The sequence below is a fragment of the Halobacillus ihumii genome (genome assembly GCF_902726645.1).
Taxonomy (GTDB): domain Bacteria; phylum Bacillota; class Bacilli; order Bacillales; family Halobacillaceae; genus Halobacillus_A; species Halobacillus_A ihumii.
Window position 1 is genome coordinate 762,463 of record NZ_CACVAO010000001.1, and the last position, 23,685, is coordinate 786,147.

Here is a 23,685-nt window from a genome sequence, read left to right on the forward strand (position 1 = left end):
GATGGGCTCATTATGCAATAAAAAAGAGAGCTCATGTCGCACATGAACTCTCCTATTATGGACTTCTCTTACTTTAAAGTTCTTTTTCATACACACATCTCATGCTTGGAGACGAGGTTTAGTGGGGTCGCATTCTGGCCGCTGAAGCTCGGTCGATTCTGAAAGCTTGATCAAATAGTAGCATTCTTCCCTCATCATATGGTCAGCCATTAGAGGAGCAAATGTCCCTAACGCCTCCTTACTTAACTCTAACTCTTCGATTTCATTAAGAAAATTGCTGAAAAGCTTCATTTCAAGGGAGACATTATGATTAAATCTTTCTAGTGCTGGAAAAGAGGAAAGATTTGTTCGTAGGAATCCCGTCATTTCAACGGCCTTTAAGTAGAAATCTTCAAAATCTTTAGTAAAGTGATCACTTTTTGATTTGATCTTCTTTTCAATTCGATCCATATTATCTGAGATGGCTCCTGCATGACCCGCTGCATCTAACAGCCAAAGTAAATGGTGATGCAGTTCATGAAACACAGGTGGTACTTCTCCTTTTTTCAAATAAGTCAAGATCCGTAAATACTCCTCCAATTCATTCACCATATGATTGATGAAGGTTGGACCCAACCCTATCTTAATCTTCCCTATCAGATGCAGCTCAATAATATGAAGCTTAAACTCCCTTAGCCTCTTGCCCGCTTCATCAGCCTGTTTACTTAATTCTATAAAGTCTCCTTCTGGAACCCTTGCCAGAAGATGATCAAATACTTGAATGAAATGTTTAGCCATTTTGATTTCTTCTTTTTCTTCTGGTGCAAGTGAGTCATGAATAAAGCGAGCGTGGTCCCCTAACACTTGCAGCCAAAATCCATGCTCAAATTTAGCTGTTTGTTGAAAATCCGTCATCAGGTCCTCTCCCCTTTTGATTCCATAATAGTAAAAGCATATCTAACCTTTTTAAAAAATATGACAGTCCCCTGGGGTTTTGTCGACTACCTCTCATAGATTAAATGTTTTATTTTCTTTAATACCGAATAAAGAAAAATATGACTCAATGACTATGAAAAATGAATTAATTGCTCAATATTAATGAGCCACTTTAGTTACTATTGGTAAAATAAGCAAATTAACTTGTTCCCTTGTTCTATGAGTATCGATCTATTCTAAAAAAATCCATTTCACGACGATTTACAACAATTAACAACTCATTAATAATCAACCTCTATCATAAAACACGAAACAACTAATTTAGAATTAGAGAGGTGAAGGTAACATGTCACAAGAAAAACCATTGAATCAATGGATCGAACAGTTAAATCAGGAAAGTCAATCGAAAAACTTCGACCGACGAGATTTTCTGCAAGGGGCAGGAAAAATTGCAGGTCTTTCCCTCGGACTCGTAATCGCTCAATCGATGGGTGGATTGAAGGTTGACGCATCTGCTGCGAAATTCAGCAGCTATCCTTTTTCTCTTGGAGTTGCTTCTGGAGAGCCTTTGTCTGACAGTGTTGTACTTTGGACGAGACTTGCTCCAGAACCTCTTAATGGCGGCGGAGTTCCCTGGCACAATATTCCGGTGAAATGGGAGTTAGCTAAAGATGAGCACTTCCGCCATATTGTTCAGCGTGGCACAGAAGTAGCCAGACCAGAACTAGCTCATTCTGTCCATGTAGAAGTAGACAGACTTCAGCCAGATACCGTATATTTTTATCGTTTCAAGGCAGGTCACGAGCTTAGCCAGGTAGGTAAAACTAAAACGATACCTTCAGCTGGTGCCAGCATATCAAGTCTTACTTTTGCCTTTGCTTCTTGCCAGCAATACGAACATGGGTATTATACAGCCTACAAACATATGGCTAAAGAAAACCTCGACCTTGTCTTTCATTTGGGTGACTACATATATGAATATGGTCCAAATGAATATATATCCGGTACAGGTAACGTCAGAGACCATAGTGGTCCAGAAATTAAAACGCTGAATGATTACCGAAATCGTCATGCACAATATCGAACTGATCAGGATCTACAATCAGCACACGCTGCTTTTCCATGGGTTGTCACATGGGATGATCATGAAGTGGAAAACAACTACGCTGATATGATTCCGGAAAATGGGCAGTCCGTTGAAGAATTTGTAAAACGACGTGTCGCTGCTTATCAGGCGTATTACGAGCATATGCCGCTGAGACGGTCTTCCATGCCTCATGGTGCTGATATGCAGCTATATCGCCAATTCTCCTATGGTGATTTAGCCAATTTCTTTGTTCTGGATACACGCCAATATCGTTCTGACCAGGCAAATGGAGACACAAGTTCTCCTCAAACACCTGAATCTCTTGATCCAACACGTACCCTTCTCGGGGAGAAACAAGAGAATTGGCTGCTTCAAAATCTTGGCCAATCACAATCTAATTGGAACGTCATGGCCCAACAGATTTTCTTTGCTCAACGAAACTACGGTGCAAGTCCAGAAGAACCAAAGTTCAGCATGGATGGCTGGGACGGATACACTCCTGCCCGACAGCGAATTACCGACTTCGTGAAAAGCAAAGATATGGATAATTTTATTGTCCTAACAGGAGATGTCCATGCAAACTGGGCCTCGAACTTAATTGCTGATTTTAATAAACCTGATTCGCACATTTATGGGGCGGAATTCGTTGGGACTTCCATTACCTCAGGTGGAAACGGTTCAGATAAGCGGGCAGACACGGATCGGATTTTAAACCTAAATGAACACATTCGATTTTTTAACGATTTTCGTGGTTATGTTCGCTGCCACGTAACACCCCATCAATGGAAAGCGGACTATCGTGTTCTTCCATATGTAACAGAACCAGGAGCAGACATTTCGACGCGAGCCTCTCTCGTATATGAAAAAGATCAAGTTGGTATTAGAGAAGTATCACAACACACTGTTCCCCAAGGTAAAAAATCCTCCAATGAAGTTGAGGAGGATCGGTATAAAGCACATAGTCGTGCGCATAAAAAGCAAGTTAAAAAACAAAAGAGTAAACTTCCTAACTAATTTGAACATAAACCTATGCAAAAAAAGCAGGCGTGGTAACGCCTGCTTTATCTATGTAAGGAAACCATAAAAAGCGGCCTCACCGTTATGGTAAGACCGCACTAATTATTGTATTCAGCCACCAAATTATGTATTGGTGGAGACGGTGGGAGTCGAACCCACGTCCGGAGATATCGGCACTCGGGCTTCTACAAGCGTAGTTGATATATTATCTTTCACTGTCTCTTCAGCCTATCAACGGGCTTCCGAGCAGCTAGCCTGATTAGTCTCTTCGTCTTTCCTCAGGCGGTGGAAAAACGCGTAGCCCGCTTCAGTTTGAGACCCTTCATCTAGCACACGGGCGATGCCAGGAAGGATCAGCTATAGACTACTTACGCAGCTACAGCTAGGTTATCGTTAGATTCGCCAGTTATTATAGGCAAATGACGTTTTACGAGTCGTCGCTCGACTTGCAACCCAAGCTCGACCTATCCCCGTCGAATCCGTAACGTCCCCGTTAGGATTAAGGATAGAGCATCAAGCTCTTTATTCATATTTTGTTTGCGACATAATTATTATAGCACATTTGAACTAAAAATCAAGCAGCTACTTTAAACTGTCCTTAATAGCCCGGTCGATTTCACGATTAACCTGCTTACGTTTTAGGTCCTCACGCTTATCATATTTCTTCTTCCCTTTTCCTAGGCCAATTAGTACCTTGGCTACTCCATTTTTTATATAAATCTTCAGGGGAACGAGAGAATATCCCTTTTGCTGGGTTTGACCAATCAGCTGGTTGATTTGTTTCCGATGAAGCAGAAGTTTACGGCTTCTAGTAGGATCATGGTTAAAAATATTGCCCTGTTCATATGGGGAGATATGAAGGTTATGCAAATAAACCTCTCCGTTACGAATACGTGCGAAGCTATCTTTCAAGTTTACACGACTTGCCCGTATCGACTTAATTTCGGTTCCTTGCAAGACAATCCCCGCTTCAAAGGTTTCTTCTATAAAAAAATCATGACGCGCTTTTTTATTTTGCGCGATGGTCTTTCCATTTCCTCTTGGCATAGCGATTTCCTCCTCTAATACGTGAATTTAATTGTACCAAATATCTGATGTATATCCAATTTGAATCTTATGAGAAAACCTTATTATGGACACTCTTAACGAGGGTGTGAGATGATACTTTACAAATGTTAACAAAAGGAGCGATTACATTGAACTCCCAGGTCATGCCTGTCAAAAAACTAACACTTCATGATTTACCTGCTGTAAAACAGATGAATACAGGAATCGATGATGATTATGTGATCCGTGTTTTTGACCGCTTGATTAGTTCCAGCACCCAGGAGCTATTTGGCTTATTTCACGAGGGGCAGTTGGTCTCTATTGGGGGGTACAGCTTGTTCGGGAGTAACCAATATGCCATGATTGGACGGTTAAGAAGCGACCTCACCCTTCGTTCAAAAGGGTATTCTACTGCGTTGCTTTCTCAAGTAATCAAGGAACTAAGAGATATGCCTGAAGTCAAATGGATTGGGGCAAACACTCATCTCTCAAACTACCCTACTCGGAAAGTACTTGAAAAGATAGGATTGCAGCCAGGCCAGGTAAGTCATTACTTGACCTTAACATCACCTGAGAAGTTAAACGGTCATACTCTTGGAAAAGTTTGGGGAGAAATTTATGATATAAAAGAGAAACTCTCCTACTTACTCAGTTTGTCAGATAACGCCCTTGGTTTGTTTCCTTATGAATGTTATTACCCTTTACCGTACGATCAAGTGCTTTTCACAGAGAAATACTTAGAAGATGCTTGTATGTATGTGAATCCAGCTCAAACAAGATTTGTATTAATCAAAAATGACCAAAAGAAGTATCAGTATTCTCATGTTAAATATTTTTGGAACGATCATTATCAACAGCCCGGGTTTTTTGAGACCATCTATGATCACTGGAAAAAGAATAAGGACAATTACGGCTGCTGGATCGACTTCTCAGAAGAAGGATTTAAACAAATACCTGATTTAAGCCCTTACGAAGTCCAGGACCCATGGATTCTTTACGGGTTAGCAACCTGACAGAACCAAGCGCGCAGTAACTTACCGCGCGCTTAGTCTATATAATAAAAGGTAAATTTACTTCTTTTTCTTTCTTCCCTTTTTAGGAAGTCCTTTATTACGATAAAAAGGTTTATTTCCTTTTTGCTTTTTCTTTTTCTTGTTTTTTTTCTGCTCAGGAGCTTTTGATTGAATTTGAGTTGGGCGAGATTTACGTTCCCGTTGTTTTCTAGGTTTCATCCCAACTACTTCAAAATCAACCACTCTTTCGTCTAAGTTTACGTTGACAACCTTGATGGTGATCTCGTCACCGATTCTAAACATGTTGCCTGTTCGCTCACCGATCATGGCAAATTGCTTTTCCTGGAAATTGTAGTAATCATCGGTTAGTGTACTCACATGTACAAGCCCCTCTACCGTATTAGGCAGCTCTACAAATAGCCCGAAACTTGTTACTGAACTAATTACACCCTCATACTCTTCGCCGATTTTATCTTCCATGTATTCCGCTTTTTTCAGATCATCTGTTTCCCGCTCAGCATCAACAGCAGCTCGCTCCATCTCTGAAGAGTGTTTGGCGATTTCAGGGAGCTGGTCTTTCCAATGCTTCCGAGTATTATAATCCAATTTGTCTTCCACCAAATACGTTCGAATTAGCCGATGGACGATCAAATCAGGGTATCTCCGAATCGGTGAGGTGAAATGGGTGTAGAACTCTGTTGATAAGCCGAAGTGGCCGAGACTCTGTGGATCATATTTTGCTTGCTGCATAGAGCGAAGCATCAGCTTCGAAATAATCATTTCTTCCTGGGTTTCTTTCACTTCTTCGAGTACTTTCTGCAAGGCTTGAGGGTGAATGTTATCGGCAGATCCTTTCACTGCAAATCCTAAATTAGCTACAAATTCAAAGAAGTTTTGTAATTTAGACTCATCCGGGTCCTCGTGTACACGGTGTATAAACGGCACGTCCATCCAGTGGAAGTGCTCAGCTACTGTTTCGTTAGCTGCCAGCATGAACTCTTCAATCAGACGTTCAGCTACAGAACGTTCACGAATTTTAACGTCAACAGCTTTGCCTTCTTCATCAACAATCACACCGGCTTCTTTAAAATCAAAATCAATCGCACCACGACCAAACCGCTTCTTTCGCAGCGTAGCAGCCAGTCCTTCCATTTCACGGAACATCGGCACAAGATCTTTATACTTTTCTATGAGTTCTTCATCATTATCCTCTAATATCGAATTAACGTCACGATACGTCATCCGTTCGTTCGTTTTAATGACACTTTGGAAAATTTCGTGCCCAACTACATCACCTTGGCTGTTAATTTCCATTTCACACGATAACGTTAATCTATCCACTTGAGGGTTAAGCGAACAGATCCCATTCGATAACCGATGAGGGATCATCGGGATCACTCGGTCAACTAAGTATACACTTGTCGCCCGTTCCTTAGCTTCTTTATCAATAGGAGAATTCTCGTCAACATAATACGTAACGTCCGCAATATGGACACCTAATTTATAATGGCCATTATCCAGTTTTTTAACTGTGACCGCATCATCTAAGTCTTTAGCGTCTGCTCCATCAATCGTCACAATCATCTCATCACGGAGATCACGGCGACTGCCAATCTCATCTTCTGAGATTTGATCAGGTGTCTGGCCAGCCTGGTCAAGAACCTCTTCTGGAAATTCAGTCTTGATGCCATGCTTATGAATAATCGAGATGATGTCGATCCCTGGATCGTTTTTATGACCCAGTATTTCCACAACTTCCCCTTCCGCACTCATCCGCTCTTCAGGAAACTTAGTAATCGATACAATGACTTTATGCCCCTCTATTGCACCATTTGTTTGACCTTTAGGGATAAATATATCATTGGGAATCCGTTTATCATCGGCCACCACAAATCCAAAGTTACGGCTTGATTCAAATGTTCCGACCACTCGCGTGGTAGCACGTTCCACAATTCGGATAACCGTCCCCTCTGGGCGTTGGCCATTCTCGTCCCTCTTTTCAACGCGGACGAGCACCGTGTCATTATTCATGGCTGAATGTAAATCAGAATGATGGATATAAACATCATCCTTACTATCGTCTTCCGGGAGCAGGAACGCAAACCCCTTTGCATGCATCTGGATCCTGCCGCGGATTAAATTCATTTTCTCCGGCAGTCCAAAGCGGTTTTTCCTCGTTCGAACAAGTTCACCCTGTTCTTCCAATTGATTCAGGGCTTTCATCAGGTCTTTGAACTCGTCTGATCCTTGAAGCTCAAGCGCTTCTTCAAGTTCACTCACCGACAAAGGTTTAGAAGCTTTTTCATTAAAGTGTTCACGTACTTTTTGTAATAACTCATTGTTCATCTTCGTCTTACCTCCTTTAAGCAAAGGACAAGACTCTGGTCCTTAAGACCAATCAAGAGATTCAAGAAATGCGAGGATGTCCTCATGAAGCTGTTCTTTTTCTTTATCCATTGTGATCACATGGCCAGAGTTTTTGTACCATTTGATATCCTTTTGATCGGACTCTATTTGCTCATAAATATAATTAGCACTTTCTGTATTAATCATCTCATCTTGTTCAGCTTGAACGATAAAAGCCGGCGTATAAATTTGGTCGACTTCATCGTGAACACTGGTGATGAATTGTCCGAGCTGTTTAAACATATCTTCTGATTCATCTAATAATTGCTGGACTTCTTCCTCAATAGTATCTTTGTCTTTTCCTTCTAATTGTTTATATTGTTTCGCTTTAAACTGGAAGCCCTGGGTCAGCTGCGTTTCATTATCAAAGAACATGGGTGCACACATTGTCACGATACCCTTAATAGGCTCTGAGTATGCAAGTTTCAACCCAAGAACTCCACCCAATGACAGACCAGCCACTGCAATTTGTTCATATCCCAATTCGCGTAAGTGGTTCAATGCGTCCTTAACATCTGTCCACCATTGCTCTGGTGTCACATCATTCAACGCCTCTAATTCCTGTCCATGGCCACGGTAAATGGGGGCATGACTTGTATACCCATGCTTCTGAAGAAACCGGCCAAGCATCCGTACATCAGCAGAATGGCCTGTAAATCCGTGAAGTAATAACACGGCACGATCTCCCGCTTCAAATGTAAATGGTTCTGGTTGTTTTATTTTCATATCGTTTGCTCTCCTTACTTCAACTATTTCCTTAAATGGAAAAAATCATTCCTGATTTGCAATGTTTCTATCTTACCAAATTCAGTCACAAATCACATCAGATTTATTTATTCCACTAAAAAAGCCGTGCTTATGTAAAAAAAGCACGGCTTTTCATTCATTTATTTAAGACTATCCTAAGACGTAAGCTGCCAGAAAAGAAAGGACAAAGAATAAGACTCCTGTTATAACAGTTGCCCGATGAAGTACGGCATCGATTCCGCGTGCTTTCTGTTTCCCAAACAATTGTTCAGCTCCTCCAGAGATAGCTCCAGATAACCCGGCACTTTTACCAGATTGTAATAGCACAAGAACAATTAAGGCAATCGTATCAATTGCTAATAGAGTAATCGCAAGTGTTTCCATGATGTGCCAACACCTCCTAAAGACGCACAAGTAACTATTTTTAAATGTAGCATAAAAGCCCCTAATCAGCAAGAAAATTTAGATGATTAAAAGGAAATCAAATGAATATTTTTGGAAAATTATAGATCGTCGAATTACCTTGTGACTGTTTTTGAAAATACATTGACTGATAATGATTAAATTTGATTGATTATGATTGATTTTTGTAAAGGCTTACTTTAAAATATAGTTAAAAGGAATAAGAGAGGAGGAGCTTGATTGTTAACACCAGAACGACATAGGCTAATTCTTGAACTGATTCAAGCACATCATACCGTTACAATCAAACAGCTTGTAGAACATACTACATCCTCTGAATCGACGATCAGACGCGATCTGGATCAATTGGAGCAGTTAGGGAACCTTAAGCGAGTACATGGTGGTGCATCGTTAAGGCAAGCCACAAGTGAGGAACCAACACTACGTGAAAAAACAACCAAAAACCATCAGGAAAAGACCTCCATTGCAACCATGGCTGCATCTATGGTCCGAGATGGAGATTGTATCTTTATTGATGCCGGTTCTACAACTTACGAAATGATCCCCCATTTATCGGATAAAGACATTACTGTCGTTACCAATGGATTGAATCATCTTCATGCACTTACCAGCCATTCGATTCCCACGTATATTCTTGGAGGATTTGTTAAGCAGCGGACTAAAGCAATAATTGGAACCATGGCTTTGAAAAACTTAGAGCAATATCGATATGATCAATGTTTTCTTGGTGTAAACGGTCTTACACTTGAAGACGGTTTTACTACTCCTGATCCTGAGGAAGCAGTCATTAAACGCACGGCGTTATCTCTTTCTCAAAAGCGGTTTGTCCTGGCTGATCACTCCAAGTTTGAGGAAGTCGCCTTTTCAAAAATTGCTGATCTAACAGAAGCAAGCATTATTACAAATTATCAAGGCGCTTTATCTGCTTCTTATAACGAAAAAACTAGCTTAAAGGTTGTGACACCATGATCTATACTTGTACTTTAAATCCTTCAATAGACTATATTATGCACGTTGACCAAGTTCATCTTGGCAGGTTGAACCGGGCAGATAAGACATTATATTATCCAGGTGGAAAAGGGATTAACGTTTCACGGGTAATGGCTAGACTCTCTGTAAAAAACACGGCACTTGGCTACCTTGGAAAATTTACAGGCAAGTTCATTACCGACTTCCTAGACCAAGAAGACGTTCAGCACAAATTTGTTGATACAGGCCAATATACACGGATTAACGTCAAGCTAAAAGATGATCAAGAATCCGAAATTAACGGTCCAGGTCCAGATATAGATCCCCAGCAGCTGGATGAATTGCTGTGGCAATTTAAAAAGATGAAAACAAATGATATTCTCATTCTGGCAGGAAGTGTGCCATCCTCTCTCCCTGAAGATTTTTATTCCCAAGTTTCCGAAATCTGTGAAACCAATGGAGTATTGCTTGCGGCAGACACTTCTGGTGAAGCATTGAAACAACTAGTTGGGAAATCTTTGTTTTTGTTAAAACCAAATGATGATGAGCTTGGAACCTTGTTTAACACTACCATTGAAACAAAAGAACAAGCTGCTTACTATGCCCACAAGCTTATTCACCAAGGTACTAAACATGTGATCGTCTCCATGGGGGGAGAAGGCGCTGTTTATGTTAATGAAGAGGAACAGATGCATGCGACCGTGCCTCAAGGAAACGTTAAAAACTCAGTAGGAGCTGGTGATTCAGTTGTTGCTGGATTTATCTCTGCTCTTTCTTTAAACAAGGACATGAAAGAAGCCTTTAGATATGGAGTAGCTGCCGGAAGCGCTACAGCTTTCCAGGATGACTTATGCCATCAATCAGATGTAGAAAATTTGGTAAATCAAATAACGATCACCCCACTTCTTAAGGAGGGAAACACAAATGAAGATTACTGATCTATTAACAACGAAAACAATCGTTCTTAATATGAGTGCTTCATCAAAGGCAGAAGCGATTGATGAGTTAATCGGTAAGCTGGACGAAGCCGAGAAGCTCTCTGATCGAGAAGAATATAAAAAGGCGATCGAGGCTCGCGAACAACAAAGTACTACAGGTATTGGAGAAGGAATTGCAATCCCGCACGCCAAGACTTCCGCGGTTGCTGAACCGGCCATTGCTTTTGGACGCTCACAAGAAGGTCTTGATTATGAGTCCTTAGACGGTCAGCCCACCAATCTCTTTTTTATGATCGCTGCCTCTGAAGGAGCGAATCAAACCCATTTAGAAACACTATCTCGTTTATCATCGTTCTTAATGGATAAGAACTTCCGTGCTAAGCTGGAAAATGCTAAAACAGAAAGTGATGTGATTGAAGCGATCAACGCGAAAGAGGCAGAGGAAGATGAGGAAGAAACAACTTCTCCTGACGGAAAAATCCTTGCCATAACTGCCTGTCCTACTGGGATCGCTCATACGTACATGGCTGCGGATAAACTTAAAGATACGGCCAAAGAAATGGGAGTCAATATTAAAGTACAGACCAATGGCTCAAGTGGTGTAAAAAACCGCCTGACTGAAGAAGACATCGCCGGAGCTGACGCGATTATCGTTGCAGCGGATACGAAAGTGGATATGAGCGGTTTTAATGGAAAACCAGTTATTGAAGTTCCAGTAGCGAAGGCCATTCATGAACCAGAAGACTTACTCAATAAAGCGGTCCATAAAGATGCTCCTATTTATCAAGGAGATCAAAACAGTTCTGACTCTTCCTCTGGTGACAAAAATCAGCGAACAGGATTTTATAAGCACCTTATGAATGGAGTCTCAAACATGCTTCCATTCGTAGTCGGCGGAGGTATTCTCATTGCGATCTCTTTCTTCTTCGGGATTAACGCAGCTAACCCGGAGAGTGATCAATACAATCGCTTTGCTGAGATGCTAAGCATAATTGGCGGCGGTAATGCCATGTTCCTGCTCGTTCCTGTCTTAGCAGGTTTCATAGCCTCCAGCATTGCCGATAGACCTGGTTTTGCTCCTGGTATGGTTGGGGGCTTAATTGCTATCACATCCGGCACAGACGGTACAGGCTCTGGATTTTTAGGTGGTTTAATTGCCGGTTTCCTTGCTGGTTACCTGACTGTCGGAATTAAGAAACTACTGGCAGGACTGCCAGACGTACTTGATGGACTCAAAACCGTTCTGTTTTATCCCGTGCTATCGATTTTTGGGACAGGAATGATCATGTTACTGATCAACCCTCCTTTAACGAGCATCTATACTGGCCTGCTGAGCTGGCTTGAAGGACTAAGCGGCGCCAACATTGCTCTTGTCGGATTGATTTTAGGAGGAATGATGGCCGTAGACATGGGGGGACCTATTAACAAAGCAGCCTATACCTTTGGGTTAGCTACGCTTCAGGCCGGAAATTATGAATTTATTGCCATTGTCATGGCCGGAGGAATGGTTCCACCATTAGCTATGGCTATTTCAACAACACTGTTCAAAAACAAATATACTGATCAGGAACGCGAAACTGGAAAAACAGCCTATGCTCTCGGTGCCTTTTTCATTACTGAAGGGGCTATCCCATTTGCTGCCGCAGACCCTGGAAGAGTGATTCCGTCCATGGTTGCCGGATCTGCAATAACTGGGATGCTAACAGCGCTTTTCACCATTCATCTAACAGCACCGCATGGCGGAATCGTTGTCATTGGGTTAGTACAGGGCGGCTTAACACAAGCTCTGCTGTACATCCTGGCTATCCTTATAGGCTCGATTGTGGCTGCAATTATAGTAGGATTCTTGAAAAAAGACATGCGAAAGGCTTAAAATAGTATAGTTAGGGTATCTTTGCACTAAATACCTATTTATCAAGGAGGAATAATCATGGTAGAAAAAACATTTAACATTACATCTGCAGACGGTGTTCACGCTAGGCCGGCAACCGTACTTGTACAGAATGCAGGCAAGTATGAGTCAGATATTAACCTGCATTATAAAGAGAAGGCAGTTAACTTAAAATCCATTATGGGCATTATGAGCTTAGGAATCCCATCAGGAGCTGATGTTAAAATTACTGCTGAAGGAAATGACGAGCAAGAAGCGATCGATCACCTCGCAACGACAATGAAGAATGAAGGTCTGGGGGAATAATTGCATGGGACAATTACAAGGAATTGGGGCTTCCAGCGGTATTGCTATTGCTAAGGTCTATCGCTTAGAAGCTCCAGATCTTACTTTCGAAAAGACAAAAATCGACCAACCTGCTGATGAAATCATGCGGCTCCATGATGCAATTGATATTTCAAAGAGCGAGCTTGAAAAAATTAAAGAACACACGAAAAAAACGTTGGGCGATGAGCATGCGGAAATTTTTTCTGCACATTTGCTCGTCTTAAGTGATCCGGAACTTATTAATCCGATTGAAGATAAAATCAAATCTGATGATGTAAATGCTGAAGCAGCTCTGGATGAGACAGCCGACATGTTCATAAACATGTTCAAAAATATGGACAATGAATATATGAAAGAACGGGCGGCTGATATTCAAGATGTAACGAAGCGTGTAATGGCACACCTGCTTAACGTCACTTTCCCTGACCCTGCATTAATTAATGAAGAAGTAGTTATAGTCGCTGACGATCTTACTCCTTCTGATACGGCGCAGCTTAACAAACAATATGTAAAAGGGTTCACCACAGATATCGGCGGACGTACATCTCACTCTGCTATTATGGCTCGCTCACTTGAGATTCCAGCAGTAGTTGGTACTAAAGACGTGACAAGTCAGGCTGAGAACGATTCCATGATTATTGTGGATGGGATTGACGGTAATGTCATCCTCAACCCTGCTCCTGATGAAATCGAAACTTATCAACAGAAGCTTGCCGATTTTGAAGAGAAAAAACAAGAATGGGCTAAGCTCAAAGATGAACCAACAAAGACTTCTGAAGGAGAACATGTAGAACTTGTGGCCAATATCGGTACTCCTGAGGATGTTGATGGTGTATTAAATAATGGCGGAGAAGGTGTTGGTCTTTACCGAACTGAGTTTCTTTATATGGGCAAGAACCAACTGCCTACAGAAGAAGAGCAGTATGATGCTTATTCTTCTGTCTTGAAGCAAATGGGAGACAAACCTGTTGTTGTTCGTACGCTTGATATCGGCGGCGATAAAGAACTGGACTATTTAGACCTTCCAAAGGAAATGAATCCATTCCTTGGCTTCCGAGCGATTCGCCTTTGTCTGGAACGTGATGATATCTTCCGTATTCAATTGCGTGCCTTACTGCGGGCAAGTGTCCATGGGAACTTGAAAATTATGTTCCCGATGATTGCAACGTTAGATGAATTCCGTCAGGCAAAGACTATTTTAAATGAAGAGAAAGACAAGCTTGTTCAAGAAGGTGAGGATGTATCCGATCAAATTGAAGTAGGAATGATGGTTGAAATTCCAGCAACAGCTGTAATTGCTCGCCAGTTCGCTAAAGAAGTTGATTTCTTCAGTATTGGAACAAATGACTTAATCCAGTACACAATGGCTGCTGACAGAATGAATGAACGCGTTTCTTACTTGTATCAACCTTATAACCCGGCTATCTTAAATCTCGTAAACAATGTAATTGAAGCGGCTCACTCAGAAGGCAAATGGGCTGGAATGTGTGGAGAAATGGCAGGAGATGAAATTGCCATCCCACTGCTTCTTTCGCTTGGATTAGATGAATTCAGCATGAGCGCCACTTCCGTACTGCCAGCGCGAACCCAAATCAAATCTTTATCTAAACAGGAGCTGGCTTCCTACAAGGATGAAATTCTAGCTATGGGTACTGCGGAAGAAGTTGTTGAGTTCATTAAAGATAAAGCAAATCTCGTATAGAAATCACTCTTAGTTTATGGCAAAATGATCAATAGATAAAAGATCTTCTTTTTCAAATTGTAATAGGAAAGAAGTGTTTTCATGACATTTACGATCATTATGATTATTTGTGTGGCGATCGTACTTGGCGTAGCCGCTGCCTTCGCAGTAGCTATTTCAAAAGGATACGACTACAAACACACAGTTGATCCATTGCCGGATGAGAGTCACGATAAGGAAGAACATAAAAAATCTGATGTCCGCTGAACCGGACATCAGATTTTTTTGTTGAATACATGAATTTCATAACCCTCAGCTTTTGCACAGTCGTTCCACTATCTAGATGATGTGAAGGTGGTCGGGGAAATAACTCGCTTTCCGTGGGCGTACGGTGAGCTTCCTCAGGCCTGTCGCCTTCCGGGATCTCACCTTGTACGATCCTCCCACAGGAGTCTCGTTATTTCCCCTCTCACCTTTCTATAAAAAGCGGGAAGAAACGGCTCTCTACCACTGCAGATACACTCCATAACCATTGATGATGAGTATATCTGTTGAAGAAATTATTCCCTAGCCTTTTACAACTCGATTTTTTATTAAGATGGTTCCGTTACTCTCAGTAACGAAATGGGGATGGGAAACTGCGAGACTCCTACGGGAAAGGAAAGGCTGGCGAGGCCCCGGAGGTCGTAGACCGAGGAGACTTGCCGTCTTCCCCGTGGAAAGCGAGTGGTTTCCCATCCCCCATTCTCCAATTAAAAATACGGAACCTTACTCAGATTTCAAGAAGCTACACAAATAGAGTGGCCTATCAGTCTTCAGTGTAAAAGAACTATTTTGAATTTGACCCAAACGATTCATTTTGAAAGGTAAGTTGAACTTTGCGCCGTGCTTTCGGCTCGGGAATACGGGCTGGGTATCCCAACTGTATGACACCTGCCACCTTATGAGATGCCGGGTCAAGGCCAATCCCTTTAATAAACTCAGTGTCATGAATATAAGGACTCGTGGTCCACAATCCCCCGACACCCTTCTCCCATGCGGCCAATTGTGCATTCTGAATAAAGGCGCAAACGGCGGAATAATCCTCTTCAAACTTATGAAGGTCAGAATCACGTTCTAGATAAATTAAAGCATGATGAGGAATTTGAATCAGGAACTGTTTAATTCCGTTCATCATCTTATCTGCTTTCTCAGCAGAATATCCTTTGGCAAAGCCTTGCCTCAAATAACTTTCGATAACAAGATCGACATAGTGCTGTGCGCCCTCATTCTGATACACCACTACGTTCCAGGGTTCTTTTAAACGATGATTTGGTGCCCAGCTGGCTATCTGAAAAATCTCCTGCAGCACTGCTTCATCTACTAATTCATTTTTAAAGTCGTGAATCGACCGTCGAGTTTGTATGGCATCTATCACATTCATCATTTCCCCCGCCTTTATGAGCGAAAAGGATCCAACAGCTTATATCCGATAAAATAAACCCATTCTCTTAAAAAGAAGGGCATTTTCGTTTCTAATGTTTTATAGGCGGAATAATCAGTTGGCACCCCAGTCGCTTCCATTCCATTTTCCCTTGCCACCGCTACAGCTCTTTTTAAATGATATTTATCACTAACAATCAGGAAGGAATCTACTTTTTGCTTCTCAGCCACTTCCTTCGCATTAATTAGATTTTCTTTTGTAACCTGTGAAGTACTTTCAATGAGAATATCTGACTTAGGAACTCCATGGTTTACTGCGTAATTACGACCTACCTCCGCCTCAGAGGCCACGGCATGTTCACTTTCTCCACCGGTAAAAATTAGATATTCAACTTGTCCATCTTTATAAAGTTCAATTCCTTGTTTTAAACGACCTTCAAACACGGGGCTTGGCTCGCCATTCCATTGGGCAGCTCCCAATACAATGGCTGCTTCAGCCTGCAGGTTATCCTGTTCTTCTCCGTATGTCCAAATCGAATACCCAGTGAATGCAACATAACTTATAATCAGCCAAATGACTATGGCTATGCATTTTTTCATACTCTTTGCTCTCCTACTAACAACTCTGACAACTATCCTCCATCATAACACAGAAAATTCCTAATTGAATGCCCTATTTTTTCATAAAAAGACCACTTGGCATATCACCAAGTGGTCAGTCAAAGTTATATTCCTGCGTCTTACTTATGAAGGTTATAGAATGCTTTATCTCCTGCATAAGTAGCTGTTCCCAGCAGTTGATCTTCAATGCGGAGAAGCTGGTTGTATTTAGCTACTCGGTCTGTTCGTGATGGAGCACCTGTCTTAATTTGTCCAGCATTCGTTGCAACGGCAATGTCAGCTATTGTAGCATCTTCAGTTTCACCAGAACGGTGAGAGATAACAGCTGTGTAGCCAGCACGCTTGGCCATTTCAATGGCTTCAAATGTTTCAGTAAGTGAACCGATTTGGTTAACCTTGACCAGGATAGAGTTCCCAACGCCTTCTTCAATGGCACGGGCAAGCTTCGTTGTGTTTGTAACGAACAGATCATCGCCAACTAATTGAACACGATCACCAATTCGATCTGTTAATAGCTTCGTACCCTTCCAATCATTTTCATCAAGTCCATCTTCAATGGAAATAATCGGATATTTATTAACAAGTTCTTCGTACCAGTCAACCATTTCTTCAGAAGTACGAATGACTCCTTCGCCTTTCAGGTTGTACTTACCATCCTCATAAATTTCAGAAGAGGCAACATCCATTGCCAGCTTAACTTCTTCATCAGGCTTGTACCCTGCTTCTTCAATCGCTTCAATGATTGTAGAAAGAGCTTCTTCGTTCGATTGAAGGTTTGGAGCAAATCCACCTTCATCACCAACACCTGTATTGTAGCCTTTTGCCTTCAATACTTTCTTCAAGGCATGGAAAATCTCTGCCCCCATGCGTACAGCTTCTTTAAAGGTAGGTGCACCAACAGGCATAATCATGAATTCTTGTATATCAACGTTATTGTCTGCATGCTCTCCGCCGTTTAAAATATTCATCATTGGAGTTGGAAGCGTTGAAGCCGTGAACCCTCCAAGATACTTGTAAAGAGGCTGTCCAACTACGTCAGCTGCTGCATGAGCTACAGCCATAGAAACGCCCAGAATAGCATTGGCACCTAATTTTCCTTTGTTTTCAGTTCCGTCAAGCTCGATCATCAATTGATCAATGATCACTTGCTGTGTTACATCCATACCTAATAGATTAGGAGCGATTTTTTCATTAACGTTTTCAACGGCCTGGATAACACCTTTCCCTAAATAACGGTCTTTATCTCCGTCACGCAATTCAACAGCTTCGTATTCTCCAGTAGATGCACCGCTTGGAACGAGTGCACTGCCAAAAGCTCCGGATTCTGTATAAACTTCAACTTCAACGGTTGGGTTACCACGTGAATCAAGTACTTCACGTGCGTATACATCTGTAATATATGGCATTAAAATCTCTCCTTTTTATTTAATTAATGATTTTCCTGTCATCTCTTCAGGCTGTTCGACTTTTAACAACTGCAGCAGCGTGGGTGATAAGTCCCCAAGAATTCCGTCCTGGCGAAGCTTTACCCCATCTTTTGTAACAATAACAGGAACAGGGTTGGTCGTATGAGCAGTCATTGGATTTCCGTCAAGTGTCGTCACCTCATCGGAATTTCCGTGATCTGCCGTAATTATAGCATGACCGCCTTTTTCATGGATCTTATCTATAATCTTTCCTAAACATTCATCTACGGTTTCAATCGCCTTAATTGTTGGTTCAAGCATACCTGAATGACCCACCATATCAGGGTTGGCAAAATTCAAAATGATCGCATTGTGCTTATCTGCAGCCAATTCACCCAGCAGGGCGTCCGTCACTTGATAAGCACTCATTTCCGGCTGCAAATCGTAAGTAGCTACTTTTGGTGAATCGATCAGAATCCGCTCTTCGCCTTCAAATTCCTTCTCACGTCCCCCACTCATAAAGAATGTGACATGAGGGTACTTCTCAGTTTCAGCGATACGTAGCTGGTTCATCTCATGACTTTCCAAAACTTCACCGACAGTATTTTTTAACTCATTTGGTGCAAATGCAATGTTACTGTCCACTGCACCACTATATTGAGTCATACTGACAAAGTGAAGGTTCTTAGGCGCGTTTTCTCCACGATCAAAATCATTGAACTCATTGTTAGCAAAAGAACGTGAAATTTGAATGGCCCGGTCAGGACGGAAATTGAAAAAGACGACAGCATCTTCATCCTCGATCGAAGCGATATGATGACCTGTTTCATCCGTAATCACAACCGGTTCTACAAATTCATCATAGATTTCCTTTTCATAGGATTCCTTAACAGCTTCAAGCGGATCAGAATAAGCCGGACCTTCACCATAAGCAATTGCATCGTAAGACTTTTTCACACGATCCCAGCGGTTATCCCGATCCATCGCGTAGTAACGACCGGAAAGCGTAGCAAACTGCCCTACACCTATTTCAGCCATTTTCTCTTGAGCCTGTTTAATATAGGTCAGAGCTGATTGTTGATCAACATCCCGACCGTCAAGAAAGCCATGTACATATACTCTGTCTAAGCCGTAATCTGCTGCAAGTTGAAGGACAGCGTACATATGGTTAATATGACTATGAATTCCCCCGTCTGAAAGCAGACCAAAGATGTGCAGACCCTTCTTATTCTCTTTAGCGTGTGTGATAGCTTGTACGAGTGACTCATTTTTCATAAACTCTTGTTCGCGGATGGCTAAATTAATCCGTGTTAAGCTTTGATAAACGATGCGGCCAGCCCCAATGTTCAAATGACCGACTTCAGAATTCCCCATCTGTCCGTCTGGAAGACCGACATACTCGCCACTCGCTTGCAGCTGAGCATGAGGGAAGTCGTTCCAGTATCGATCAAAGTTAGGAGTGTTTGCTTGCTTCACCGCATTCCCCATTTCCTCATCTCGAATGGCAAAGCCATCCAGAATAATGAGGGCAGCTAAATTTTGCTTACTCATGCTTACCTGCCTCCACTAGTTTTAAGAAAGAATCAGCTTCAAGGCTTGCTCCACCTACTAAGGCTCCGTCAATATCAGATTGAGAGAGAAGTTCATCTACGTTAGCTGGTTTCACGCTGCCACCGTATTGAATACGTACCGCTTCTCCAGCCTCTGTACTTGCAAATTCGCCGACCACTTTACGAATATGTGTGCAAACCTCATTAGCCTGCTCAGAAGTTGCTGTACGTCCTGTGCCGATTGCCCATATTGGTTCATAAGCGATGATCGTATTAGAAATTTGCTCAACAGTCAGTCCTTCTAATGCCTTCTTCACCTGTGATTTTACATGGTCCATCGTTTGATCAGCTTCACGCTGATCAAGCGTTTCTCCTACACAAACAATTGGTGTTAATCCATGGTTAAAGGCAGCATGAACTTTCTTGTTCACCACTTCATCTGTTTCTTCAAAAATCTCGCGACGTTCAGAGTGGCCAAGTACAACATAAGTAACACCAAGTTCTTTAAGCATAACCGGGCTTACTTCACCTGTGAAGGCACCACTTTCCTCAAAGTGCATGTTTTGAGCACCAATTTCAAGGGAAGTCCCCTTCGTTTCTTCTACCATTTTTTGAAGAAATGGAAATGGAGCACAAACGATAGATTCCACTGCACTTGCTGAAGGAACTTCATTTTTTGTTGCTTGAACAAATTCATTTGCCTCTGAGTGCGTTTTGTTCATTTTCCAGTTACCTGCAATTACTTGCTTACGCATGTCACAACACCTCTCCATAAATTATTTATCGTTAAGTAAAGCTACGCCTGGAAGTTCTTTCCCTTCCATAAACTCAAGGGATGCTCCGCCCCCTGTAGATACGTGGTTCATATCATCGGCAAAACCAAACTTCTCTACGGCTGCAGCTGAATCCCCGCCGCCAATTACGGAATAACCTTCCGTCTCTGCAAGTGCATTAGCTACACTCTTCGTACCATTTGCAAACGTCTCCAGTTCAAATACTCCCATAGGTCCATTCCAGATTACTAACTTGGAGTCTTTGATCACATCTGCGTACTTTTCTCTCGTTTTAGGACCGATATCCAAGGCTTCCCAATCAGCCGGAATGCTATCGATCGCTACTTCTTTCGTGTTAGCAGAGTCAGAGAAATCATCAGCAACGATTACATCTTCAGGCATCAAGAAATCGACACCTTTTTCCTCTGCTTTTTTCATATATTCTTTCGCAAGATCAATTTTATCTTCTTCAAGCAGTGACTTGCCAATTTCGTGGCCTTGAGCTTTTACAAACGTATAGGCAAGTCCGCCCCCGATGATCAGATGATCTACTTTATCAATGAGGTTGTCTATGACGCCAATTTTATCTTTTACCTTTGCGCCTCCGATGATGGCTGTGAATGGACGATCAGGATTCGATAAAGCGTTACTCAGCACCTTAATCTCTTTCTCCATTAAAAAGCCTGCAACTGCAGGGATATGTTCTGCAATCCCAGCTGTAGAAGCATGAGCCCGGTGTGCAGCACCAAAAGCATCATTCACATATAAATCAGCCATATTGGCAAAAGCCTTGGCTAATTCAGGATCATTTTTCTCTTCACCAGGATGAAAGCGAACGTTTTCAATCAGAAGAATATCTCCTCCCTGTGTTTCTGAAAGAGCTGTATTCACTTCTTCGCCCACTACTCCATCCGTTTTCGTGATGGTTTGGCCGATTAGTTCACTTAAACGCTTGGCAACCGAATCAAGCCGTAATTCTTCCACGACTTCGCCTTTAGGTCGTCCAAGGTGACTCGCAAGAACCACTTTAGCTCCATTGCCAGATAAGTGTTTAATCGTCGGCAATGCTGCTTTAATTCTTGTGTCATCCGTCACCTCACCCCCGCTCATGGGAACGTTAAAGTCAACACGGCAAAAAACGGTTTTTCCTCGTACGTCTACATCACGAATCGTTTTCTTATTCATGAAATGGACAACCTCCTTCAATTTGGTCAGGACTAGTTCCTGCCCATTATGTACGTTTCCACGAAACTTTTATGTGAAAACGCCTAATCAGGAACTCTTAATCACATGGATAAAGGAGGAGGACATGCATGGACCTCCTCCTTTATCTATTAGCATACATGAAATTGTTAGTCAGTGATACTCGTATTATAGGCCTTTGCTCTTAAGATATACAGCAAGGTCTACACAACGGTTAGAGTAGCCTGTTTCGTTATCATACCATGAAACAATTTTGACCATATTGTCTTCAAGAGTCAGGGTAGATAGACCATCAATAATAGAAGAATGAGTGTTGCCGTTATAGTCTGTTGAAACTAAAGGCTCGTCACTATAATCTAGAATACCTTTAAGGTTGCCTTCTGCCTCTTCTTTAAGTGCTGCGTTCACTTCTTCAGCTGTTACATCTTTATCTAGTTCTGCAACAAGGTCAACGATAGAAACGTTAGCTGTTGGAACACGCATAGCCATGCCGCTAAGTTTACCGTCTAGTTCAGGAAGCACTTTTGCTACAGCCTGGGCAGCACCTGTTGTTGTTGGGATGATATTCTGACCAGCAGCACGTGCACGACGGTAGTCTTTGTGCGGCAAGTCAAGGATTTGCTGATCATTCGTATAAGAGTGAACTGTTGTCATCATTCCTCTTTTTAGACCAAATTTATCATTCAATACCTTTGCGTATGGTGCAAGACAGTTTGTCGTACAAGAAGCGTTAGAAATTACATGATGCTCATCTTTGTTATATTGATCTTCGTTTACACCCATAACTACTGTAAGGTCTTCTTGTTTTGCTGGTGCAGAAATGACAACCTTCTTCGCTCCTGCATCAAGGTGTTTCTTCGCATCGTCACGCTGAGTGAAGCGACCAGTAGACTCGATTACGATTTCTACTCCAAGATCTCCCCAGCCAAGGTTAGCAGGATCTTTTTCAGAAAGAACTTTAATCTCTTGCCCGCCAACTACTAGATTATCGCCATTAACAGTAACCTCTTCTTCAAGCTTACCGTGAACTGTATCATATTGCAGCAAGTGTGCCAGCATATTGGCATCCGTTAAATCATTTACAGCTACAACCTCTACTTCATTATTTTTAAGCGCAGCACGGAAAACATTACGTCCAATGCGGCCGAAACCGTTAATACCTACTCTTACAGTCATGCTAATTCCTCCTTAAAATAGTAAACAATTTTTATTTAAAAGGGGTAACCCCTTACTAACTCTGACGCGGCACCTTCATCGGTAATCAGTATATTACTTTGACCCGGCTGAAAATAGGAAGCAATAGCCTGTGCTTTCGACTTTCCTCCCGCCACCGCGATAACATCATCAGCTGAGGACAGATCCTCTAACTGCAATCCAACCGTCCGGACTTTATGAACGATCTCGCCCGATTCGTTAAAGTAATAACCAAACGCTTCTCCTACTGCTTGTCTTTCATGAATTAACTCCAGTTGAGAAGTTGGCGTTTTACGTCGTTCGGCCATTGTCATAGCCTCCCCTATTCCGTGAACAACCATACCTGCATTACGGATCATATCCAGCACTTCTTTAATAGAAGGTTCTTCAATGATCGTCTGATAAGATTCCTCACTTAAGGGGTCCGGAACGTAGAGAAGACGATAATCTCCTCGTGCTTTTTTCGCCATTTCAGCACAAATCGTATTGGCTTGGTTCTCGACACGCTCTCCAAGACCTCCGCGAGCAGGTACAAACATACATTGACTCGCTTTTTCGAGAGGTGTCATCATTTCTGCAACAGCAGCCATTGTCGAGCCACCGGTAATAGCCACAGTTTCTCTTGAATGCAAATGTGCCTTCAAGTATTCAACACAAGCTTTACCCATTTCCTGTTTAACCCAGTCTAACTGGTCACTGTCACCTGGAATAACGACAACATCGTCTAATTTTAATTTATCCATTAACTGCTGTTCTAAAACTTTTATTCCAGTTACATCCTTAATAAACTCTGCTAACTGTTCAAGAATCGCTTGCCCTTCATAGGTCAAGTGCATCCCTCTTGATGTGATATCAACAGCTCCTTGCTTGCTCAAGAAGTCTACTTCACTTCGAACAGTTCTTTCAGCAAGTTGACTGTTCTCAGACAGTGCCCTCCTGCCTACCGGTTGCATCAACCGAATATGGTGGAGCAGTTGATAACGTCTTTGCATAACTTCAAGGACATCTGGAAACAATTTCTTTTGTAAGTCAATTAAAGCTCTCATGAAAAAGCT

At 42.0% G+C, this 23,685-nt stretch carries 21 protein-coding genes and 1 other RNA gene; 8 read left to right on the forward strand and 14 right to left on the reverse strand.

Going from position 1 to position 23,685, the window contains the following annotated elements; genetic code table 11:
• Positions 1-99: 99 nt before the first annotated feature.
• The gene (locus tag G6R08_RS04070) at positions 100-894 is read right to left on the reverse strand and encodes a DUF2935 domain-containing protein (protein ID WP_163526799.1); all 795 of its coding nucleotides are present in this window, start codon (positions 892-894) and stop codon (positions 100-102) included.
• Positions 895-1,261: 367 nt separating this feature from the next.
• Between G6R08_RS04070 and G6R08_RS04075 the strand changes: the two genes are divergently transcribed.
• Positions 1,262-3,016: an alkaline phosphatase D family protein gene (locus G6R08_RS04075; protein WP_163526800.1), complete on the forward strand. Its 1,755-nt coding sequence runs from the start codon at positions 1,262-1,264 to the stop codon at positions 3,014-3,016.
• Positions 3,017-3,150: 134 nt separating this feature from the next.
• On the opposite strand, the gene ssrA is transcribed toward G6R08_RS04075, so the two are convergent.
• Positions 3,151-3,511, reverse strand: a transfer-messenger RNA (tmRNA) gene (gene ssrA, locus G6R08_RS04080).
• 90 nt (positions 3,512-3,601) lie between these two features.
• Positions 3,602-4,066 (reverse strand): SsrA-binding protein SmpB, encoded by a 465-nt coding sequence (smpB, locus tag G6R08_RS04085; RefSeq protein ID WP_079527050.1) that lies wholly within the window; start codon positions 4,064-4,066, stop codon positions 3,602-3,604.
• Positions 4,067-4,191: 125 nt separating this feature from the next.
• Between smpB and G6R08_RS04090 the strand changes: the two genes are divergently transcribed.
• A complete protein-coding gene (locus G6R08_RS04090) occupies positions 4,192-5,079 on the forward strand; it encodes a GNAT family N-acetyltransferase (RefSeq protein ID WP_163526801.1) in 888 nt (295 codons plus the stop codon).
• Positions 5,080-5,136: 57 nt separating this feature from the next.
• Here G6R08_RS04090 and rnr read toward each other — a convergent pair whose 3' ends face one another.
• The 3 genes from rnr to secG all read right to left on the reverse strand — a co-directional run bounded on the left by rnr (position 5,137) and on the right by secG (position 8,616).
• Positions 5,137-7,425 carry a ribonuclease R gene (rnr, locus tag G6R08_RS04095; protein ID WP_163526802.1) on the reverse strand — a complete coding sequence of 763 codons (2,289 nt, stop codon included), beginning with the start codon at positions 7,423-7,425 and terminating at the stop codon, positions 5,137-5,139.
• A gap of 42 nt (positions 7,426-7,467) precedes the next feature.
• Positions 7,468-8,211, reverse strand: coding sequence for an alpha/beta hydrolase (locus tag G6R08_RS04100; protein ID WP_163526803.1), 744 nt, complete (start codon positions 8,209-8,211; stop codon positions 7,468-7,470).
• Positions 8,212-8,382: 171 nt separating this feature from the next.
• The gene (secG, locus tag G6R08_RS04105; RefSeq protein ID WP_163526804.1) at positions 8,383-8,616 is read right to left on the reverse strand and encodes a preprotein translocase subunit SecG; all 234 of its coding nucleotides are present in this window, start codon (positions 8,614-8,616) and stop codon (positions 8,383-8,385) included.
• 258 nt (positions 8,617-8,874) lie between these two features.
• On the opposite strand from secG, the gene G6R08_RS04110 reads away from it, so the two are divergent.
• The 6 genes from G6R08_RS04110 (at position 8,875) to ytzI (ending at position 14,728) form a co-directional block, all read left to right on the forward strand.
• Positions 8,875-9,624 (forward strand): DeoR/GlpR family DNA-binding transcription regulator, encoded by a 750-nt coding sequence (locus tag G6R08_RS04110; protein WP_163526805.1) that lies wholly within the window; start codon positions 8,875-8,877, stop codon positions 9,622-9,624.
• Entirely contained in the window at positions 9,621-10,562 is a 942-nt protein-coding gene (pfkB, locus tag G6R08_RS04115) for a 1-phosphofructokinase (RefSeq protein ID WP_163526806.1), read from the forward strand. The genes G6R08_RS04110 and pfkB overlap by 4 nt, the downstream gene beginning before the upstream one ends.
• Positions 10,549-12,435, forward strand: a complete 1,887-nt coding sequence (locus G6R08_RS04120; RefSeq protein ID WP_163526807.1) for a PTS fructose transporter subunit IIABC — start codon at positions 10,549-10,551, stop codon at positions 12,433-12,435. Before pfkB ends, G6R08_RS04120 begins: the two co-directional genes overlap by 14 nt.
• A 57-nt stretch (positions 12,436-12,492) precedes the next feature.
• Positions 12,493-12,759, forward strand: a complete 267-nt coding sequence (locus G6R08_RS04125; RefSeq protein WP_163526808.1) for a phosphocarrier protein HPr — start codon at positions 12,493-12,495, stop codon at positions 12,757-12,759.
• 4 nt (positions 12,760-12,763) lie between these two features.
• Positions 12,764-14,482: a phosphoenolpyruvate--protein phosphotransferase gene (gene ptsP / locus G6R08_RS04130; RefSeq protein ID WP_163526809.1), complete on the forward strand. Its 1,719-nt coding sequence runs from the start codon at positions 12,764-12,766 to the stop codon at positions 14,480-14,482.
• An 81-nt stretch (positions 14,483-14,563) separates the two neighbouring features.
• Complete coding sequence (gene ytzI / locus G6R08_RS04135; RefSeq protein ID WP_163526810.1) at positions 14,564-14,728, forward strand: YtzI protein; 165 nt, start codon at positions 14,564-14,566, stop codon at positions 14,726-14,728.
• 562 nt (positions 14,729-15,290) lie between these two features.
• On the opposite strand, the gene G6R08_RS04140 is transcribed toward ytzI, so the two are convergent.
• The 8 genes from G6R08_RS04140 to G6R08_RS04175 form a co-directional block, all read right to left on the reverse strand.
• On the reverse strand, positions 15,291-15,887 hold the full coding sequence (locus G6R08_RS04140) for a nitroreductase family protein (RefSeq protein ID WP_240339643.1): 597 nt from the start codon (positions 15,885-15,887) through the stop codon (positions 15,291-15,293).
• A gap of 11 nt (positions 15,888-15,898) precedes the next feature.
• Positions 15,899-16,483 (reverse strand): YdcF family protein, encoded by a 585-nt coding sequence (locus tag G6R08_RS04145; protein ID WP_163526811.1) that lies wholly within the window; start codon positions 16,481-16,483, stop codon positions 15,899-15,901.
• A gap of 140 nt (positions 16,484-16,623) precedes the next feature.
• Positions 16,624-17,910, reverse strand: coding sequence for a phosphopyruvate hydratase (gene eno / locus G6R08_RS04150; protein ID WP_163526812.1), 1,287 nt, complete (start codon positions 17,908-17,910; stop codon positions 16,624-16,626).
• Between the two features lie 15 nt (positions 17,911-17,925).
• Positions 17,926-19,461, reverse strand: a complete 1,536-nt coding sequence (gpmI, locus tag G6R08_RS04155) for a 2,3-bisphosphoglycerate-independent phosphoglycerate mutase (RefSeq protein ID WP_163526813.1) — start codon at positions 19,459-19,461, stop codon at positions 17,926-17,928.
• Positions 19,454-20,215, reverse strand: coding sequence for a triose-phosphate isomerase (tpiA, locus tag G6R08_RS04160; protein ID WP_163526814.1), 762 nt, complete (start codon positions 20,213-20,215; stop codon positions 19,454-19,456). Before tpiA ends, gpmI begins: the two co-directional genes overlap by 8 nt.
• 21 nt (positions 20,216-20,236) lie before the next feature.
• Entirely contained in the window at positions 20,237-21,418 is a 1,182-nt protein-coding gene (locus G6R08_RS04165; RefSeq protein WP_163526815.1) for a phosphoglycerate kinase, read from the reverse strand.
• Positions 21,419-21,604: 186 nt separating this feature from the next.
• Entirely contained in the window at positions 21,605-22,612 is a 1,008-nt protein-coding gene (gap, locus tag G6R08_RS04170; RefSeq protein WP_163526816.1) for a type I glyceraldehyde-3-phosphate dehydrogenase, read from the reverse strand.
• 35 nt (positions 22,613-22,647) lie between these two features.
• Positions 22,648-23,676 carry a sugar-binding transcriptional regulator gene (locus tag G6R08_RS04175; protein ID WP_163526817.1) on the reverse strand — a complete coding sequence of 343 codons (1,029 nt, stop codon included), beginning with the start codon at positions 23,674-23,676 and terminating at the stop codon, positions 22,648-22,650.
• Positions 23,677-23,685: the final 9 nt, after the last annotated feature.

Coding starts and splice junctions, on each gene's coding strand:
- smpB (WP_079527050.1), bottom strand. CDS start 4,066: ATGCCAAGAGGAAATGGAAAGACCATCGCGCAAAATAAAAAAGCGCGT.
- gpmI (WP_163526813.1), bottom strand. CDS start 19,461: ATGAGTAAGCAAAATTTAGCTGCCCTCATTATTCTGGATGGCTTTGCC.
- G6R08_RS04165 (WP_163526815.1), bottom strand. CDS start 21,418: ATGAATAAGAAAACGATTCGTGATGTAGACGTACGAGGAAAAACCGTT.
- G6R08_RS04140 (WP_240339643.1), bottom strand. CDS start 15,887: ATGATGAATGTGATAGATGCCATACAAACTCGACGGTCGATTCACGAC.
- rnr (WP_163526802.1), bottom strand. CDS start 7,425: ATGAACAATGAGTTATTACAAAAAGTACGTGAACACTTTAATGAAAAA.
- tpiA (WP_163526814.1), bottom strand. CDS start 20,215: ATGCGTAAGCAAGTAATTGCAGGTAACTGGAAAATGAACAAAACGCAC.
- G6R08_RS04125 (WP_163526808.1), top strand. CDS start 12,493: ATGGTAGAAAAAACATTTAACATTACATCTGCAGACGGTGTTCACGCT.
- G6R08_RS04075 (WP_163526800.1), top strand. CDS start 1,262: ATGTCACAAGAAAAACCATTGAATCAATGGATCGAACAGTTAAATCAG.
- G6R08_RS04070 (WP_163526799.1), bottom strand. CDS start 894: ATGACGGATTTTCAACAAACAGCTAAATTTGAGCATGGATTTTGGCTG.
- ptsP (WP_163526809.1), top strand. CDS start 12,764: ATGGGACAATTACAAGGAATTGGGGCTTCCAGCGGTATTGCTATTGCT.
- G6R08_RS04120 (WP_163526807.1), top strand. CDS start 10,549: ATGAAGATTACTGATCTATTAACAACGAAAACAATCGTTCTTAATATG.
- ytzI (WP_163526810.1), top strand. CDS start 14,564: ATGACATTTACGATCATTATGATTATTTGTGTGGCGATCGTACTTGGC.
- G6R08_RS04100 (WP_163526803.1), bottom strand. CDS start 8,211: ATGAAAATAAAACAACCAGAACCATTTACATTTGAAGCGGGAGATCGT.
- pfkB (WP_163526806.1), top strand. CDS start 9,621: ATGATCTATACTTGTACTTTAAATCCTTCAATAGACTATATTATGCAC.
- G6R08_RS04175 (WP_163526817.1), bottom strand. CDS start 23,676: ATGAGAGCTTTAATTGACTTACAAAAGAAATTGTTTCCAGATGTCCTT.
- G6R08_RS04145 (WP_163526811.1), bottom strand. CDS start 16,483: ATGAAAAAATGCATAGCCATAGTCATTTGGCTGATTATAAGTTATGTT.
- secG (WP_163526804.1), bottom strand. CDS start 8,616: ATGGAAACACTTGCGATTACTCTATTAGCAATTGATACGATTGCCTTA.
- gap (WP_163526816.1), bottom strand. CDS start 22,612: ATGACTGTAAGAGTAGGTATTAACGGTTTCGGCCGCATTGGACGTAAT.
- G6R08_RS04090 (WP_163526801.1), top strand. CDS start 4,192: ATGTTAACAAAAGGAGCGATTACATTGAACTCCCAGGTCATGCCTGTC.
- eno (WP_163526812.1), bottom strand. CDS start 17,910: ATGCCATATATTACAGATGTATACGCACGTGAAGTACTTGATTCACGT.